The following is a 16912-nucleotide window of genomic DNA, read 5'->3' on the forward strand; positions in this document are numbered from 1 at the left end:
CGGTATCCTGGCAGGCGGCAGAAACGATGCCGCCTGGCCAATAACTTAACAGTCTTCAACGATCAGATAGGCGGCATTAATGGGCCCGTGAACGCCGACCACTTTGATCAACTCAATATCAGCGGTGGAGCTTGGGCCGCCAATAATATTAATGCACGATGGCATACGCTCGCCTTGTTGTGCCATGTGATGTAGGTGCTGTGCCAACTGAGCGATACGAGGTAACAATGTGCTTTTGCGTAGTACAAAGAGAGAAGACTCCGGCAGCAGGCTGACGGCGCGTCCTCGTTCTGGTGCGGAAAAGAGCACCACGCCACCTGATTCGGTTAGCCCATATTCCGCGTAGACTACGCCGACTTTGGCTTGCTCCGCCAGCCGTAAGTTTTCTTCCCCCACGCGCGGATCCCATACGGTGGCCTGGCATTCACGCTGCAGGCACGCGGTAATCCCTAACGCCTCTAAGCGCCGATCGTCGCTGATGATGATTGGCGCATGTCCGTATTTATCGCATAAGCGTTGCGCAGCCTGCGCCGCGTCGGTTTCGCTGACGATTTCGCAGTGTGCCAGCATGACGTTAGTTGCGACATCGATAAACGCATCACAACGCTGTTGTACGGTCAGATCGGTTAATCGAGTTCGGGCATGATGACTGGCTGGCCTCGGCAACGGTGCGGGAACGTGGCGTACCTCACGTCCGAACTGACGGGCAATCTCGGCCAGAAAGGTATCTCGATTTTCCATTATTTTTTTCCTCTCGCCTGATGTTTCTTAAACCAACTGCGGAAGCTTTCGCCATCTGCATCCGGCAGGTCGCGCGCTTCCGTCCATTCGCCAATGGCACCGATCTCAATGGGCGTTTTACCCTTTTTAATAAACCAGCCCGCAGCATGGGCTCCGGCAATCATTCCGACCTTCCATAGCATCGGGTGACTGTTGACGTAGCTGAAGAGTTTCGTCACACGTTGTTCGGCTGTCGGTGTTATTCCTTTTTCCGCCATGACGCGCCGGTGTTTAAGAATCAGCGACGATAAAGGAATGCGGACTGGACACACGGTATCGCAGGCAGTGCAGAGTGAGCAGGCATAGGGCAGTTCTTTGAAATCCTGATAGCCGCCCAGCAGGGGGGAAATGACGGCACCGATCGGACCAGGATAAATGGAGCCGTAACCGTGCCCACCAATGTGACGATAGGCTGGACAGGTGTTGATGCAGGCACCACAGCGGATACAGCGCAGAATATCGCGGAAGGCAGAGCCGAGAATCTGTGAGCGACCGTTATCGACGATCACCAGATGAAATTCCTGCGGCCCATCAACGTGTCCTGCTTCTCGTGGCCCCGTCAGCCAAGTGTTGTAACCCGTCAGACGTGCGCCGACCGCGCTACGCGCCAGCATGGTGATCAAGACGTCCACTTCCTCAAAGGTCGGCGCAATCCGCTCCATGCCCATCACCGCAATATGCGTTTTTGGCAACGTGGTACACATCCGCGCATTGCCTTCGTTGGTGACGAGACAGACCGAGCCGGTTTCCGCTACGGCGAAGTTACAGCCGGTGACGCCGACTTCCGCACTGAGAAAATCTTCACGTATCTTCTGACGAATGAACAGCGTCATGGCTTCCGGCGTTTCTGGTCCGTCATAGCCCAGTTTTTCGTGCAGTACTTTGCGGATCTGGTAGCGATCTTTGTGGATAGCGGGAACCACGACATGTGAAGGCGGGTCTTGATCCAACTGTAAAATATATTCGCCCAAATCGGTTTCGATAACCTCAATCCCCGCCTGCTGCAAGACGTGATTCATGCCGATTTCTTCTGTGACCATCGATTTCGCTTTGACGACTTTTTTGGCATGGTTAGCCTGAGCAACCTGAAGGATATAGCGGGTGGCATCCTCCTTGGTTTTGGCGAAATAGACCTGTCCGCCGTTGGACGTCACTTTTTCTGATAGCTGATAAAGGTAAGCATCAAGATTGTTAAGTACATGTTCGCGAATCTGAGCGGCGTGATCGCGCCACGCTTCCCAATGGCCTAGCTCGTCGACCATTTTTTGACGGTTTGCGCCGATACGTTCCTGCGCATTGGCAACCGCCTTACGCATGATGGGATCGTGAATCTGGGTTTGAATACGATCCTTGAATTTTACATCGCTGGTTTTCAGACTCATATCCTCTCCTTAGCGACTCATCAGAACTTCGGCGATGTGCATCACCTTGACGGGATGGCCCTCTCGCTGCATTCGGCCACCGATATTGAGCAGGCAACTGACATCCGCGCCAATCAGATAGTCGGGTTTGGCATCCATCATATGGCTGACTTTCTCTTTGACCATTTCGCCGGAAATCTCTGCCATCTTCACTGAAAACGTGCCGCCGAAGCCGCAACAGGTTTCTTCTGCCTTAAACGGCAGCAAGTGTAAATCCTGAACGTGGTTGAGCAGCGTGACGGGCTCCTCTCGAACACCCAGTTTGCGAAACAGGCTACAGGAAGGATGATAAACCGCTGTCCCTGACAGACGGGCGCCGACATCCGTTACGCCGAGCGTATTGACGATGAAGGAAGTCAGATCTTTCATGCGTTCTGCAACACGTTCGGCACGCAACACCCATTCGGGTTCATCGGCCAGATATTCGGGATAGTGACGGATGGCGTTCATACATGAACCGGCGGGAGAAATGATCGGATCGTCATTGTCTTCCAGCGCAGCAATCACGCTTTTCATACCGGGAATAGCGCTATTGATATAACCGCCGTTAATGGCGGGTTGCCCACAGCACGACTGTTTTTCGGGAAAGTGCACGCTGCAACCCAACTGCTCCAATAGCAGTACGGAATCACGCGCCATACGGGATTTAAGTGCGTCACCAATACAGGTAACAAAAAAATTAACATTCACGACAGACTCCCATTACTCAATGTAGATGGATTTTTTATTGTTACATCAGGCCATAAACAGGTAGTAAACCAGGCCGACCTTGAGCCCAAGAATGATGATGTAGACGCCGCAATACTTCAGCGTACCGGACATAATCGCGCTGCCTTGCCCCTCCATGCGTGTTGCTGACACCGCAATCGCGATACTTTGTGGCGATATCATCTTGCCACCAGTGGCACCTGCGGTATTCGCCGCCGCCAGCCAGACGGGGTCGACATGCAGTTTTTCCGCGGCCATGGTTTGTAACTTGCCAAACAGCACGTTGGAATTGGTATCGCTGCCAGTGACGAAAGTGCCTAACGCCCCAATCACGGGAGCAATAAACAGATACCCCCCTCCGGTCACGTCGACCATCGTTTGTGCCAGTGTGGCGATCAGTCCGCTGACGTCCATCACTGTCGCCATGGCGACGATGGCGGTAATCGCGATAATAGAATTTCTGAGCTGTTTTACTGTACTGACGAATACACTGAGCATGGTTCCCAGATTCGCGCCCTGTATAAAACCGCCCAACAGGCTGGCGATGATAATTAGGACGCCGGGAGTGGCAATCCAGTCGATCTTCAACTTCAACACCTGTGTATCCGTTAGGTGGAAGGGGATGACGGAAGCCACCTGAGAGACGGTGCCTTTGATGGTAGGGAATAACGGAGAACAAAGCAGAATAAAGGTAAAAATCAGAATATAAATCGCGCAGGCTCGCAGTAGTTGACTGGAGGAATAACCTGATAGGGAAGCGCGCTGAGCGCTGTCGATAAGGTAGGTGGCTTCGGTTTCTTTCTTACGGCATTTTGCCATTAACGTGACAGCAATCAGGCTGACTAAACTGCCTGCGAAGGCGGGCAATTCGGCACCGAGATGGACGGCCACAATATACTGCGGTACCAGCGTGGTTACGCCGCACACCAGCGTAATAGCGAACACGCCGCGAATGGCTTTGATACCGCCGCCAATGATCGCGATGATGACAAAGGGCAGGAGAATGTTGAATAACGCCAGTTGCAGCACAACCGTAGCGCTTAATGTGGTCACCGGAAGGTGAACCTGTTCCGCTAAAATAGAAACCGGAATGCCGACGGCACCAAAGGCGGTAGGAACGGTATTGGCGACCAGTGATGCAATCGCCGCTTTCATCGGGTTGAAACCGAGTGCGATAAGGATGCCGATGGGGATCGCAACAGCAGTGCCATAACCGGCTGCCGCTTCGAGAAAACCACCAAAACACCACGAAATCAGCAATACCTGAATACGTTTATCATCGCTGATACTGGCAAGTACATCCCGTAGCACATCCATGCTGCGTGTTTTTTGCATCAGGTTATAACTGTATATAGCACCCAAGATAACGATAATAATTGGCCATAGCCCTTTCAGGGCGCCATAGCTTGCCGCTAATCCCAGCGTTTTCAGTGGTGTGTGCCAGAATAGAGCGGCAATCGTGACGGTTAGCGTCAGCGTAATCAGAACTGCGTGGTGGATAGGCGTTTTTATTTTGAGAATAAGAACAATCATGACCAACAGTGGGAAGCTGCCCAGCAAAAAATATAAATAATCGTGCATAGCGGTGTCCTGACATCCTGATTTTAAGAAGTAAAAAAACAAGGAATACCAACGTGGTGCTATATACACTTATATAATGAGTGGTTATTAAATAATTTTAACTGAATCGGGTCAGATGGAACAAAGATGTGCACAATTATTGTGAAATTAGTTACTTAATGGTTATTTTAGTTACTTAATAGCCAGTGCTATTGGCGGTCATATGAAGCAGTGACCGATTGAAAACAGCGACGTTTATTCCATAAAACGATGGAAGACGAACGGAAATTTAGAAGGAATTGAAGAAGAAAAAAACAGGGAATGGTGCGTTCAATTGGACTCGAACCAACGACCCCCACCATGTCAAGGTGGTGCTCTAACCAACTGAGCTATGAACGCATTTAGATACCGAGCTGCCTGTCTGACAGCGAGGCGAATAGTAGCGAGCAAGGTGAAAACTGGCAAGAGGAAAAGTGCAATTTTGTGCTCTTGCCAGCGTGATTGCTGTGCTTGTATCCATTCCGCCGTTTTTTTCGACGATACCCGTCATTCTTCAAGCGGCTTGTGCGTTGGCTGCCCTTAAATACTCGGCCCGTCGTGGGCCTCGCGTTTTGTCACGCAACTTGAATTATTTAGGGTAGAAGACAGGGTGAAACGTTATCTAGCGAGCCGCGCGCGCTAAAATCTGTGCAGCAGGCTGACGCTGAAGAAAACGAATCCGCGTCACCATCATGACTGCCGCCGCTGTCAGGCCAATGATGAAACCACACCAGAAACCCGCAGGGCCCATGCGCGGCACGATGACGTCTGTCAAAGCCAGCAAATAGCCGCTCGGTAACCCCAAAACCCAATACGCAGTAAACGTAATATAGAAAATTGAGCGAGTGTCTTTATAGCCACGTAGTACGCCACTGCCGATCGCCTGAACGGCATCGGAGATTTGATAAACGGCAGCTAACAGCATGAGCTGAGAAGCCATCGCTACAACCAGCGGATCCTGATTGTAGAGCAGAGCGATAGGCTCACGCAGCAGCGTGGTAAAAATTGCCGTACAGCTGGCTAACGCGACACCAGCCATGATGCCCGTGTGTGCGGCAATACGCGCGTTTTCAACTGAACCTTCCCCTAAGCGGTGGCCGACGCGAATGGTCGTAGCGACGCCAACCGAAAGTGGAAGAACGAACATCAGCGAACTGAAATTCAGGGCAATTTGGTGACCAGCCACATCGACGACGCCCAGCGGCAACACCAACAGCGCCACCACGGCAAACAGCGTAACTTCAAAAAGCAGTGCCAGCGCAATCGGTAGACCGAGGCCAAACAAACGTTTCAGCACGGCAACATCCGGGCGGAATGCGGGGCGATGAAGGCGGATATCACGTAGCCAGGAAGCTCGTCGGGTATAGAGCATCATCAACAGCATCATGATCCAGTAAACCGATGCGGTAGCCACGCCGCAGCCGACTCCGCCCAGTTCCGGCATGCCGAATTTACCGTGGATAAAGATGTAGTTAATCGGGATGTTGATTAATAGCCCGATGAACCCAATCATCATGCCGGGATAGGTTTTGGATAGCCCTTCACATTGGCAACGCAATACCTGATAGAACAGATAGCCGGGAACGCCCCACAGCAACGCATGCAGATAGCCGATGGCTTTTGCCGCCAGTTCAGGTGAATCTTCGCTCATCAGATTAATGGCGTATTCCCCCTGATACAGCACCAGCATCGTTAGCACAGAAATGATGGCAGCCAGAAGGAAAGACTGTCTCACCTGATGAGAGATGCGGTCGCGTCGGCCGGAACCGTTGAGCTGTGCGACAACGGGGGTTAATGCCAACAGCAGGCCGTGGCCAAAAAGAATAGCGGGTAGCCAGATAGAGGTTCCCACCGCGACGGCAGCCATATCGGTGGCGCTATAAGCACCGGCCATGATGGTGTCAACCACACCCATCGATGTTTGGGACACTTGCGCAATAATGACAGGAACAGCAAGCGCCGATAATTTACGCGCTTCTGTCAGATACTGTTGCACGGATACCTTCCTTGAATGACTTAATTTGGCTAGCACGATGAATAATCTGGATATGAAAAACGTCAAGAATAAAATGAGAGCGTTATTGTAACGACTTAATAAAAGTAAACCAGCATGAAAGAGAATATATTCTTTTTGTTATGCTGCGGTTTCGATAGCGTTTAACGTGTGGTATTCCGGTTTGGTTTTCCGCTGAATATCGGGCACACTGCATACAGTCATTTCTTTGTTTTTAAGAGGCAAACCGCATGTTTACCGGTATTGTTCAGGGCACCGCACCGGTGGTGTCGATTGAAGAAAAATCCAACTTTCGCACGCACGTTATTCAACTCCCTACCGACCTGCTGCCAGGACTTGCGCTCGGTGCATCAGTGGCGCACAACGGCTGCTGTCTGACGGTAACGGCTATTGATGGCGATCGCGTCAGTTTTGATCTCATCAAAGAAACGCTGCGGCTAACGAATCTGGGCGATATTCATGAAGGCGACGTTGTGAATATTGAACGCGCTGCGAAATTTGGCGATGAGATCGGTGGACATGTCATGTCGGGCCACATCATGTGTACGGCGGAAGTCGTCAAGATTCAGGTTTCAGAAAATAATCACCAGATTTGGTTCCGTCTGGCAGATGAAGCGCTGATGAAATACGTGTTGCATAAAGGTTTTGTCGGGATTGATGGCATCAGTCTGACGGTGGGAGAAGTGGCTCGCGGGCGTTTTTGCGTGCATTTAATTCCAGAAACGCTGAACCGCACAACGCTGGGTCAGAAGAGACTGGGGAATCGCATCAATATCGAAATCGACCCTCAAACGCAGGCCGTGGTCGATACTGTAGAACGCGTGTTAGCCAGCAAGCAGGCGAACGACCCCGTTAACGAAGCGTAATTCCGGCATTGCCTATTTTTGTAAACCGGATGAACATCATCATCCGGTTTTCTCTTCTCTCTTTTATCTCAGCGCGAAATGCGTAATCCACCATCTATTCCATTGATACTGAATACGATCTGCCAGAGCTGAAGTTCTCTTGCTCTGAATTCCCCTGCACAAGCGTTCAAATAATAGCTGAACATCCGACGAAAACGTTCAGTGTAGCGTGTGGCAAGTTGGGGCCAACATTGCTGAAAACGGGCTTGCCATGCCATTAATGTGCGATCGTAATCGGCACCGAAGTTGTGCCAGTCCTCCATCACCATGTAAGGCTCACTCGCCTGCGCAATATGTTGTATAGAGGGAATACAGGCGTTGGGGAAAATGTATTTATTCATCCAGGGGTCAAGGTGCGGGTTGGTCTTATTGGCCCCTATGGTATGCAGCAGAAACAGCCCATTAGGTTTAAGATTACGCTTTGCCATGCGAAAGTAAGTGCCATAGTTACGCGGGCCGACGTGTTCAAACATGCCAACAGAAACAATCCGATCGAATTGCTGGTTCAGATCGCGGTAGTCTTGTAACGCAACGATGACGTCCAGATCCTGACAGCGCTGTTGCGCCAGCGCCTGCTGCTCTCTGGAAATGGTGATGCCGTAAACGGAAACACCATAGCGCCGCGCCGCGAACTCAGCAAGCCCGCCCCATCCGCAGCCGATATCCAGCAGCGTCATGCCAGATTTTAGCTGGAGTTTTTCACAAATCATGGTGAGTTTATCTTCCTGCGCCTGTTCCAGCGTTTGTGCCTGTTTCCAGTAGGCGCAGGAGTATTGCATGTAAGGATCCAGCATGAGGGTAAAGAGGTCGTTCCCCAGATCGTAGTGCACTTCACCGACCACTTGAGCGCGCCGACGGGATTGTAAATTCGTGACGCGAGAGAGGGCGACTCGCATGGCATAGTGCAGGCGGTGAGGCAAGGTTTTCCCTAGCCCTGCGCGCAGGACACGATGGAAAAACATATCCAGCCGCTCACACTCCCACCACCCATCCATATAGCTTTCACCTAATCCCAACGAACCTTCTCGCAAGACACGTTTAAAAATGCCGGGATTAATCACGCGGATGTCAAAAGGGCGGGTACCGTTGATGATGATATCCGCAGTGGCCAACATGTCCTGCATTATGCGGAACCACGGCGCGGTGTCATTATCCCATTCTTCTGTATAAGGTGAACCCATCATGTCTCCTTAACTTTTCACGAGTATCCCCGTCATACTTCAAGCTGCATACGTGTTGGCAATACTCGGCTCATCTCTGAGCCTCGCCCTGAAGGGGCAACGCTTTGGCGTTGTTCAAAACGCTAGCGTTTTGTCACGCAACTCGAATATTTAGGGGTGAAAGTATCGTAAAACACCTGGACAGCACTTATCACAGCCGACATATCGGCTGCCACCAGAGGAAATGAAACGCGATAGTAGATTTATAACTGCTTCAGCCAGCATACAAGAAAATGGGCTGAAGCAGAGAGGGAAAGCGGACAGGAATAGAAAAATCGTCTGGACGGTATTGCTGCCGTTAGCGGCGATAGTCGCGGAATGGGCCATCGGCAACTGAGCGACGTTCAATCAGCGTCGGGTGTACTTCAATGACGTGCGCATCTTCTCGCTTACTGGTTATACGATCCAGCAGCATAGCAAACGCGGATTGACCCAGGCGCTCTTTTGGTTGATGGATAGTGGTCAGTGCTGGTGTAAAGAAGCGCGCGTGGCGCACGTTGTCATAACCGATCACCGAAATATCCTGTGGCACGCGCAAACCCAGTTCATCTGCCGCACAGATGGCACCCATCGCCATGATATCGCCACCACAGAATACGGCCGTGGGTCGCTGTTTCTGCGCCAGAATCTGATGCATGGCTTTATAGCCGGATTCGGGTTCGAAATCACCCTGAACAACCCATTCGTCGCGCACGGTGATATCGGCTTCCTTCAACGCTTTTAAAAAGCCGAGGTAGCGTCCGCTGCCGGTGTTGCGTTCTTGAATGCCGGGGATAGCGCCGATATCCCGATGACCACGTTCAATCAGGTAGCGACCTGCCATATAGCCGCCTTCAAAGGCGTTATCGATAATCGTGTCGGTAAAATCGCTGTGCATCTGTCCCCAGTCCATCACGACCATCGGAATACTGCGATAATCTTCCAGCATCGCTAATAGCTCTGGCGGATATTCAGCACACATTACCAACAGGCCGTCGACGCGTTTTTGCGCCAACATGGAAAGATAGGCGCGCTGTTTGCCAATGTCGTTATGAGAATTACACAGCACCAGCGTGTAACCTTTGGCATAACAGCTGTTTTCGACCGCTTCAATGATCTCGGCGAAGTAGGGCGCTTCGCTGGATGTGGCCAGCAAGCCAATAGATTTAGTGTGATTAACTTTGAGGCTGCGGGCGACGGCGCTGGGCGAATAGTGCAATTCTTTGATTGCGGCCCTGACAGCTGCCTTGGTCTCTTCGGCGACGAAACGTGTTTTATTGATCACGTGCGATACGGTTGTGGTGGAAACGCCAGCACGTTTTGCCACATCTTTAATCGTTGCCATCTAAAAATGACTCCTGAACTTACCTGTTACAGACGTAAGTATATTGTTAATCGTTTGCCTACGTTTAAAGTTCTTCTTCTAAGCTAAAAAACAGGATTTCAGAAGGAGAATGCCGAATGTTATACCGAAGGGGTCTGGGTTGACGTTTTTCGACTGATACGCAGCGCTTTCATAAACAGCGGATTGTGTCCGATTTATCATGAAAGTGAAAGGGCTAATTTATACTATTAGTGATGCATTCGTCCGAGATTTTTCGCTAGAATTATGAAAGAATCGTAATAACCCTATTGTTTGTAGTCTTAACTGCCTTGTTGGGTTCTGTTGCAAATGGTGGTGTCTTTTTTTCAGATAAAGTTTCAGATGAAACTTGTTCGCTAATAAGGAGTGGTTTATGGATACAGATCTGAAGATGTCTTTGCTGACAACGGTTGGCTCGTTGGCTGTGATCATCACGTTTAGCTTTATTGCGGTGCTGAACTAACCGATCGGCGTTTCTGTGCTGGTTAGACATTCAGACACGTTTGTGGTGCATAAAACGTGTCTGAATCGCTTTTATACCCGTCATACCTCAAGCCGCATGTGCGTTGGCTGCACTTAAATACTCGGCGATTGTGGTCATCGCCCTGGGGGGCCAACGCTTTGCGTTGTTCGAACGTTAACGGTTGTCCTGAAGCTCGAATTATTTAGGGTCTAACAGGTATCATCTGCTTAACGAATCGTCTGCGGTGTTACCACGCGACGCGCGCCAACGTAATGCTCCTGCCAATAATCCTCACTCAGCTTGCTGATACGAATATCTGAACCCGTACGCGGTGACTGGATAAATTTCCCCTCTCCCAGATAAACGCCAACGTGATCGGCTGCACCACGATTATTGATGCGGAAGAAGACAAGATCACCACTTTCCAGCTCGCTCTTTTTAATCGGTGCGGCATCACGCAGGTGATACATTTCGTTCGCGGTGCGTGGGATTTGGATCTTAACGACGTCTTTATAGGCGTAATAAACCAGCCCGCTACAGTCGAATCCGGTAAAAGGAGATGAGCCACCCCAGTGGTAAGGTTTACCTATTTGGCTCATCAGCTTATTCATGGCTGTTGTTTTGGCATGCTGATAGCGTTTCTTATGCGCCGCGCTCAGCGCCATTCCTTTTTCTGTGAGGGAAGGACTTTTATCCACTTTCCCTTTGAGGGCGGTCTTCTTCAGCCCTGTCTTGACTCTGGCCTGTGCCGTTGTCTGCTTCTCGTCTTCAGGTTTCAGTTTTTTAAGGTTTTTCTTTACTAGTGCGGGCGTACTGCTTTGCGTCCGTGACAGTTTTTTTTCTGTCAGCTTGTTAGCGCTACTGCGGGGTTTGGTTTTATTGCTGACGACGGTAGGTTCTGGCTTTTTGCTTTTGATCGGAGTGGGTGATTTAGCGTTCGCTTTTGTTTGACGGCTTTTCTTATTCGTTTCTTCAACGGCGTTTTTCTTCGGCGCCGAATGCGGGGTATGCGGCGCAGCCTGAACCACGTTCAGGGATAGATTACTGAAAAATAATATAAAAAGAGTAATAAATAAGCGCATAATAAAAGTGACCGAACATAATCCTTAACTCGCTCAATCCGCACAGTATTCCTGAAAACGGTGTCATAAAAAAGTGGGCACGGTCGCTTTATTCATACAGAATAGTGAAAAAACGTTAATAGTTATTTTTTCGATTGATTTATCAGCATTTTCTGGCGTTGATTTCATCAACGACGTAAAACGACAAGAGAAAATAACCCTACAAAAAATGGCGTTTTTTTGTAGCTAGTGGCATCGGTACAATATCACTGAGTCAATGTCGCTGTCGTAATACCTCTGACGGCGGCTCATGGCTAGCGTTTTGGACGTTAGCCATCCTATAGATTTAAGGAAGCAAGAAGATGACGACACCGACAATTGAAAAAATTCAGCGCCAAATTGCTGAAAACCCGATTCTGCTGTACATGAAAGGCTCCCCGAAATTGCCAAGCTGCGGTTTTTCCGCTCAGACCGTTCAGGCATTGTCTTCATGTGGCGAACGCTTTGCGTATGTAGATATTTTACAGAACCCAGATATTCGTGCTGAGCTGCCAAAATACGCGAATTGGCCGACATTCCCACAGCTGTGGGTTGACGGTGAACTGGTTGGCGGCTGTGATATCGTGGTTGAAATGTTTCAGCGCGGTGAACTGCAACAGCTGATCAAAGAAACGGCAGACAAATACAAAGCGCAGCAGGCTGATCAAGAGTAATACTCTTATCAAGCATAATGACGATGCTAAATGTTGTTATGCTGCGAGCGTGAATCTTTTCAGCGGGTGCCTATCGGCACCCGTTTTTTGATCTCGATCTTTTCGTCGTCTTAGTCTTCGGCTGACACGTCTTCCAGCGAACTTTCTTCCAACGCAAGCGGCCATCCGCCCAGACGTTTCCAGCGGTTAACCAACTCACAGAATAATAATGCGGTCTGATTCGTGTCATACAGCGCGGAGTGCGCCTGGCTGGAGTCAAACGTAATACCCGCGGTAATACAGGCTTTAGCAAGCACAGTTTGGCCTAAAACCAGCCCGCTGAGCGCTGCGGTATCGAAGGTAGCGAAAGGGTGGAACGGATTACGCTTCAGGCTACAACGCTCCGCTGCTGCTGCCATAAAGCTGTGGTCAAACGTGGCATTATGCGCCACGATAATCGCACGGTTACAGCCCTGATCTTTGATCCCTTTCCGCACGACTTTGAAAATTTCATGTAGTGCATCGTATTCGCTCACCGCACCGCGTAGCGGGTTGGTGGGGTCAATGCCGTTAAATGCCAGTGCGGCCGGTTCCAGAATCGCGCCTTCGAATGGCTCAATATGAAAATGTAGCGTTTCATCTGGCTGCAACCAACCGTCTTGATCCATTTTTAATGTTACCGCCGCGACTTCCAGCAAGGCATCGGTTTTCGCATTAAATCCGGCGGTTTCAACATCAATCACTACCGGGTAAAACCCACGAAAACGGCCGCTCAGGGCGTTCAGATCACTTTTATCAGCCATTTGTCTCTTAATCGTTAGCAAAACGCAGCGCGCATTATTGCAAACTTTGACTGGAGATGCAGCATGCCCGTTGTCTTTCAAACAGAGGGGGTGGCAGAGGAAGGGAAGAAAGCAGGTGCCGATGTGACACCTGTATTGCGCGGGGTATTAGTGGCCGATGCCCTTACCGGCGTGGGCGTTTTCGATCAATTCTATTTTATAGCCATCGGGATCTTCGATGAATGCGATCACGGTCGTACCGCCTTTTACCGGGCCAGCTTCACGCGTCACATTGCCACCTGCCTTACGGATTCGCTCACAGGTTGCGGCAACATCGTCAACGCCCAATGCAATATGACCATAGGCGTTGCCCAGCTCATAGCTATCGACGCCCCAGTTGTAGGTCAGCTCGATAACCGCACCCTCGCTCTCTTCGGTATAACCGACAAAGGCCAGCGTGTATTTGTATTCGGTATTCTCGCTGGTGCGTAATACACGCATTCCCAGAATCTGGGTATAGAAATCAATAGAACGTTGTAAATCGCCAACACGCAGCATGGTATGAAGTAAACGCATAGTGTCCTCGTTAAAAATTGCAACAAAAGGGAAGTATAGCGTTGTGGCTCTGCTGAGTCCAAGCCGTTACGATGATGCTAAAAATGCGACACTGCGGTGAGGTTTGTGTTAAAACGTACTATCAGGAGGGATAAATAGCGCGCTGGATCAATTTTAGGACGCCCTGCGTGTAAAAAAATCGTCAGCTATTACAATGGTTATCTAATTATTTTCATTGTGACTGTCCGTTTGTGCTTGCCAGCGGTAAAGAACAGGGCTTCAATAAATAGAGTTGTCGCAGGAGGTGTTGTGCCAGAGCAACTTGAACTCTTTGCTGTCCCTAACCCATGTCGTGGTATTTGTCAGACGGATGGAGGCGGATATTGTCGCGGTTGCTTTCGCAGTCGTAATGAGCGCTTTAGTTGGGGCCAAATGAGTGATGCGCAGAAACAGGATGTGCTGCGTTTGTGTCGGCAGAGAATGAAACGCTCACAGCGTTCAGAGAAAACCGATACGCCAGCAGAGTCCCGTCAGCCATCGTTGTTTTAAGTCATCTTGTCTTAGATGATCTATTTACGTGAAATTTTGTTTAAGCAACGCAGGAGCGTTCGATTGAATAAAATAAGCCTAAGATCATTTTTAAAAGACTTTTATTTGATAGAATCCACTTCTGTTAGGGTTCTATTTTTTACGATAATAAAATCGTTTTCTATTCTTATAAATCAGAGTTGATTGCAATCCAGGGATATAACTTAGCGTGCTAACAATAAGGAGAGGTGATGGAATTGCCATTAGGATCTGATTTAGCCCGTCTGGTGCGCGTGTGGCGTGCACTGGTCGATCATCGATTAAAACCACTTGAGCTGACTCAAACGCATTGGGTCACGCTGCATAACATATACCATTTACCCCCTGGCCAGTCGCAGATTCAACTAGCCAAAGCAATAGGTATTGAGCAACCTTCATTAGTCCGAACTCTGGATCAGCTTGAGGAAAAAGGGTTAATCACTCGCCACGTCTGTGCGCACGATCGTCGGGCAAAACGTATTATGCTGACTGAATCAGCAGAGCCGATAATACAGGCAGTCAATGGTGTAATTAGTCATACACGTAGTGAAGTATTATTTGGTATTACGCCGGAGCAGGTTGATGAATTAGCGTTGCTGGTTGCGCGTCTTGAGAAAAATATATTGGCATTACATGAGAATCAAGCGTAGCTAAATTTGGGTTACGCAGAGGGAGAATTAAATCCCGGTAAGATTACTGATACCTGTTATTGGTTATTTATTCCGGGAGTTGATTATTCGTTGTGACGATCGCCGCAGATAGCGGCGATCGTCACACAACATTAGCGTGGAGAAACGGTGATGCTGCGGCCGTTGCTCGCCATGGCTACGCGTTGGCCCGCGCTGAATTTCGTATCGCCTTGTTTCTGTACTACCATAATGGTACTACCGTCATCACGACGAATTTCCAGTTCTACGCCCTGTGTGCGGTTCAGTGCACCTGTTGCGCTTTGACCCGCTACACCACCGGCTACCGCGCCAGCCGCTGTCGCCAGACTACGACCAGAACCACCGCCGATAGTGTTGCCCAAGAATCCACCCAGTACAGCGCCGCCGAGAGCACCGATAACGTTAGAATCTTCTCCCGCCTGAATCTGAACCGGACGCATAGAAACGATGGTGCCGTAGGTAACGGTCTGTACTTGTTTAGCTTCGGATGCGCTGTACACATCACCTGAAAGCGTACTGGTATTAGCACAACCAGCCAGCGTGATACCGGCAAGGGTAACCACAAGTAAACGCTTCATCATAATAAAAACTCCTTAATAGCGAATATGTCGGGCTGGCTCAGCCTCGGCCGACGCAGTGTTATACCAATAAATTATGGTCTGGCTCAGTGTAGCATGCCACTCTTTTTACTCTTTTTTTCAGAATATAATAGTGCGCTTAAATTACGTATAAACAGAGAAGTAAATATCACGAGAAAGGGCTTTTTTTGTAGCAAATATTATCAAAAAGCCACTTTTGGTTAAAACCTAACCCGTGTGGCAAAAACACAAAAAATTTAATAATTCAGCGTGTTAACGTGCTACTTTTATTCTCGACTTAACGGTTGTTATCAATGTTCTCTTTTTATCCCATAGAGGCAAAGGCTATATAATGAGATCAGGCAGATATATTGGCGTGATGTCCGGCACCAGTCTTGATGGTGTGGATGTCGTGCTAGCTGCAATTGACGAACATACAGTGGCCCAGCAGGCCAGCTACTGTCATCCGATACCGCAGGATATCAAAATGGCCATCCTGGGGATGTGCCAGGGACAGGCAGTGACACTGTCTGCGCTAGGGCAGTTGGATACGCGTCTGGGCATCTTGTTTGCAGAAGCCGTGCTGACGTTGCTTGAAGAGACAGAACTGGGTGCGCAGGATATTACGGCAATTGGTTGCCACGGACAGACGGTCTGGCATGAACCCACGGGCGATGCGCCTTGTACGATGCAGATAGGCGATAATAACCGCGTTGCTGCCTTGACGGGTATCACAACAGTCGGGGATTTTCGACGCCGCGATTTGGCTTATGGCGGGCAAGGTGCTCCGCTGGTGCCATCCTTCCACCACGCGTTGTTACTGCACCCTGTTGAGCGTCGTATTGTGCTCAACATTGGGGGCATCGCCAATCTATCGCTGCTGGTGCCTGGTGCGCCCGTACGCGGTTACGACACCGGGCCGGGGAATATGTTGCTGGATGCCTGGATCTGGCGGCACTGTGCGCAGCCATATGATAAAGACGCTGTATGGGCGATGAGCGGACAGGTGAATCCACTACTATTACGCCGCATGTTAAGCGATCCTTATTTTGCATTACGGGCACCGAAAAGCACAGGACGCGAGTATTTCAATATGGGGTGGCTGGAGAAAATGCTGGCTGGCTTGCCTCCCATTACGCCGCAGGACGTTCAGGCGACACTGGGTGAATTGACGGCGATGAGCATCGCCGAGCAGGTGCTGTTGGTCGGTGGGTGTGAACGCTTATTAGTTTGTGGTGGTGGTGCGCGCAACCCACTCATCATGACGCGCCTGTCTGCTCTGCTGCCAGGTATTGAAGTCAGCACAACGGATGAATGCGGTGTAAGCGGTGATGACATGGAAGCATTGGCATTCGCCTGGCTGGCGTCACGCACGCTGTCGGGATTGCCGGGTAATCTGCCGTCTGTCACAGGCGCGAGTCAGGAAACAGTGTTAGGTGCGATTTATCCGGTTAACGTGGATTAATCAGATTTTGCCGAGAGGTTCATGGTTATCCTCTTGTTAAACTTGAATGAGCGGCAGCGTCAGTTGCCGCCATTGACAAGAATGACAGGAGA

General features: G+C 49.9%; 17 protein-coding genes and 1 tRNA gene. 6 read left to right on the top strand and 12 right to left on the bottom strand.

Going from position 1 to position 16912, the window contains the following annotated elements:
• Positions 1 to 45: 45 nt before the first annotated feature.
• The 6 genes from CLR69_RS03295 to CLR69_RS03320 all read right to left on the bottom strand — a co-directional run bounded on the left by CLR69_RS03295 (position 46) and on the right by CLR69_RS03320 (position 6504).
• A complete protein-coding gene (locus CLR69_RS03295; protein WP_129711651.1) occupies positions 46 to 741 on the bottom strand; it encodes a LutC/YkgG family protein in 696 nt (231 codons plus the stop codon).
• Complete coding sequence (locus tag CLR69_RS03300; protein WP_129711650.1) at positions 741 to 2162, bottom strand: LutB/LldF family L-lactate oxidation iron-sulfur protein; 1422 nt, start codon at positions 2160 to 2162, stop codon at positions 741 to 743. The genes CLR69_RS03295 and CLR69_RS03300 overlap by 1 nt, the downstream gene beginning before the upstream one ends.
• A 9-nt stretch (positions 2163 to 2171) precedes the next feature.
• Positions 2172 to 2891 (bottom strand): (Fe-S)-binding protein, encoded by a 720-nt coding sequence (locus tag CLR69_RS03305; protein WP_129706246.1) that lies wholly within the window; start codon positions 2889 to 2891, stop codon positions 2172 to 2174.
• 45 nt (positions 2892 to 2936) lie between these two features.
• Positions 2937 to 4490 carry an L-lactate permease gene (locus tag CLR69_RS03310; RefSeq protein WP_129706248.1) on the bottom strand — a complete coding sequence of 518 codons (1554 nt, stop codon included), beginning with the start codon at positions 4488 to 4490 and terminating at the stop codon, positions 2937 to 2939.
• A 301-nt stretch (positions 4491 to 4791) separates the two neighbouring features.
• Positions 4792 to 4868: transfer RNA gene (locus CLR69_RS03315), tRNA-Val, on the bottom strand.
• Positions 4869 to 5130: 262 nt separating this feature from the next.
• Entirely contained in the window at positions 5131 to 6504 is a 1374-nt protein-coding gene (locus CLR69_RS03320) for an MATE family efflux transporter (protein ID WP_129706250.1), read from the bottom strand.
• 248 nt (positions 6505 to 6752) lie between these two features.
• Here CLR69_RS03320 and CLR69_RS03325 point away from each other — a divergent pair, with 248 nt between their 5' ends.
• A complete protein-coding gene (locus tag CLR69_RS03325; protein ID WP_129706252.1) occupies positions 6753 to 7388 on the top strand; it encodes a riboflavin synthase subunit alpha in 636 nt (211 codons plus the stop codon).
• 68 nt (positions 7389 to 7456) lie between these two features.
• Here the strand turns inward: CLR69_RS03325 and cfa are convergent, their stop codons facing one another.
• Both cfa and purR read right to left on the bottom strand, forming a co-directional pair.
• Positions 7457 to 8608 (bottom strand): cyclopropane fatty acyl phospholipid synthase, encoded by a 1152-nt coding sequence (gene cfa, locus CLR69_RS03330; protein ID WP_129711649.1) that lies wholly within the window; start codon positions 8606 to 8608, stop codon positions 7457 to 7459.
• 337 nt (positions 8609 to 8945) lie between these two features.
• Entirely contained in the window at positions 8946 to 9971 is a 1026-nt protein-coding gene (gene purR / locus CLR69_RS03335) for an HTH-type transcriptional repressor PurR (RefSeq protein ID WP_129706254.1), read from the bottom strand.
• A gap of 391 nt (positions 9972 to 10362) precedes the next feature.
• Here purR and cydH point away from each other — a divergent pair, with 391 nt between their 5' ends.
• Positions 10363 to 10452: a cytochrome bd-I oxidase subunit CydH gene (gene cydH / locus CLR69_RS03340; protein WP_129706256.1), complete on the top strand. Its 90-nt coding sequence runs from the start codon at positions 10363 to 10365 to the stop codon at positions 10450 to 10452.
• Positions 10453 to 10679: 227 nt separating this feature from the next.
• On the opposite strand, the gene CLR69_RS03345 is transcribed toward cydH, so the two are convergent.
• On the bottom strand, positions 10680 to 11534 hold the full coding sequence (locus tag CLR69_RS03345; protein ID WP_129711648.1) for a C40 family peptidase: 855 nt from the start codon (positions 11532 to 11534) through the stop codon (positions 10680 to 10682).
• 341 nt (positions 11535 to 11875) lie between these two features.
• Between CLR69_RS03345 and CLR69_RS03350 the strand changes: the two genes are divergently transcribed.
• Positions 11876 to 12226, top strand: a complete 351-nt coding sequence (locus tag CLR69_RS03350) for a Grx4 family monothiol glutaredoxin (RefSeq protein ID WP_005972539.1) — start codon at positions 11876 to 11878, stop codon at positions 12224 to 12226.
• A 110-nt stretch (positions 12227 to 12336) separates the two neighbouring features.
• Here the strand turns inward: CLR69_RS03350 and rnt are convergent, their stop codons facing one another.
• Positions 12337 to 13008: a ribonuclease T gene (rnt, locus tag CLR69_RS03355; RefSeq protein ID WP_129709838.1), complete on the bottom strand. Its 672-nt coding sequence runs from the start codon at positions 13006 to 13008 to the stop codon at positions 12337 to 12339.
• 147 nt (positions 13009 to 13155) lie between these two features.
• The gene (gloA, locus tag CLR69_RS03360) at positions 13156 to 13563 is read right to left on the bottom strand and encodes a lactoylglutathione lyase (protein WP_129709836.1); all 408 of its coding nucleotides are present in this window, start codon (positions 13561 to 13563) and stop codon (positions 13156 to 13158) included.
• 288 nt (positions 13564 to 13851) lie between these two features.
• On the opposite strand from gloA, the gene CLR69_RS03365 reads away from it, so the two are divergent.
• A complete protein-coding gene (locus tag CLR69_RS03365) occupies positions 13852 to 14091 on the top strand; it encodes a DUF1289 domain-containing protein (protein ID WP_129711647.1) in 240 nt (79 codons plus the stop codon).
• Between the two features lie 230 nt (positions 14092 to 14321).
• Positions 14322 to 14759: a transcriptional regulator SlyA gene (gene slyA / locus CLR69_RS03370; RefSeq protein ID WP_039299223.1), complete on the top strand. Its 438-nt coding sequence runs from the start codon at positions 14322 to 14324 to the stop codon at positions 14757 to 14759.
• 131 nt (positions 14760 to 14890) lie between these two features.
• Here slyA and CLR69_RS03375 read toward each other — a convergent pair whose 3' ends face one another.
• The gene (locus CLR69_RS03375) at positions 14891 to 15358 is read right to left on the bottom strand and encodes an outer membrane lipoprotein (protein WP_005972534.1); all 468 of its coding nucleotides are present in this window, start codon (positions 15356 to 15358) and stop codon (positions 14891 to 14893) included.
• 349 nt (positions 15359 to 15707) lie between these two features.
• On the opposite strand from CLR69_RS03375, the gene anmK reads away from it, so the two are divergent.
• The gene (anmK, locus tag CLR69_RS03380) at positions 15708 to 16820 is read left to right on the top strand and encodes an anhydro-N-acetylmuramic acid kinase (protein ID WP_129711646.1); all 1113 of its coding nucleotides are present in this window, start codon (positions 15708 to 15710) and stop codon (positions 16818 to 16820) included.
• Positions 16821 to 16912: the final 92 nt, after the last annotated feature.

This window comes from Pectobacterium zantedeschiae (assembly GCF_004137795.1).
In the GTDB taxonomy this organism is placed as follows: domain Bacteria; phylum Pseudomonadota; class Gammaproteobacteria; order Enterobacterales; family Enterobacteriaceae; genus Pectobacterium; species Pectobacterium zantedeschiae.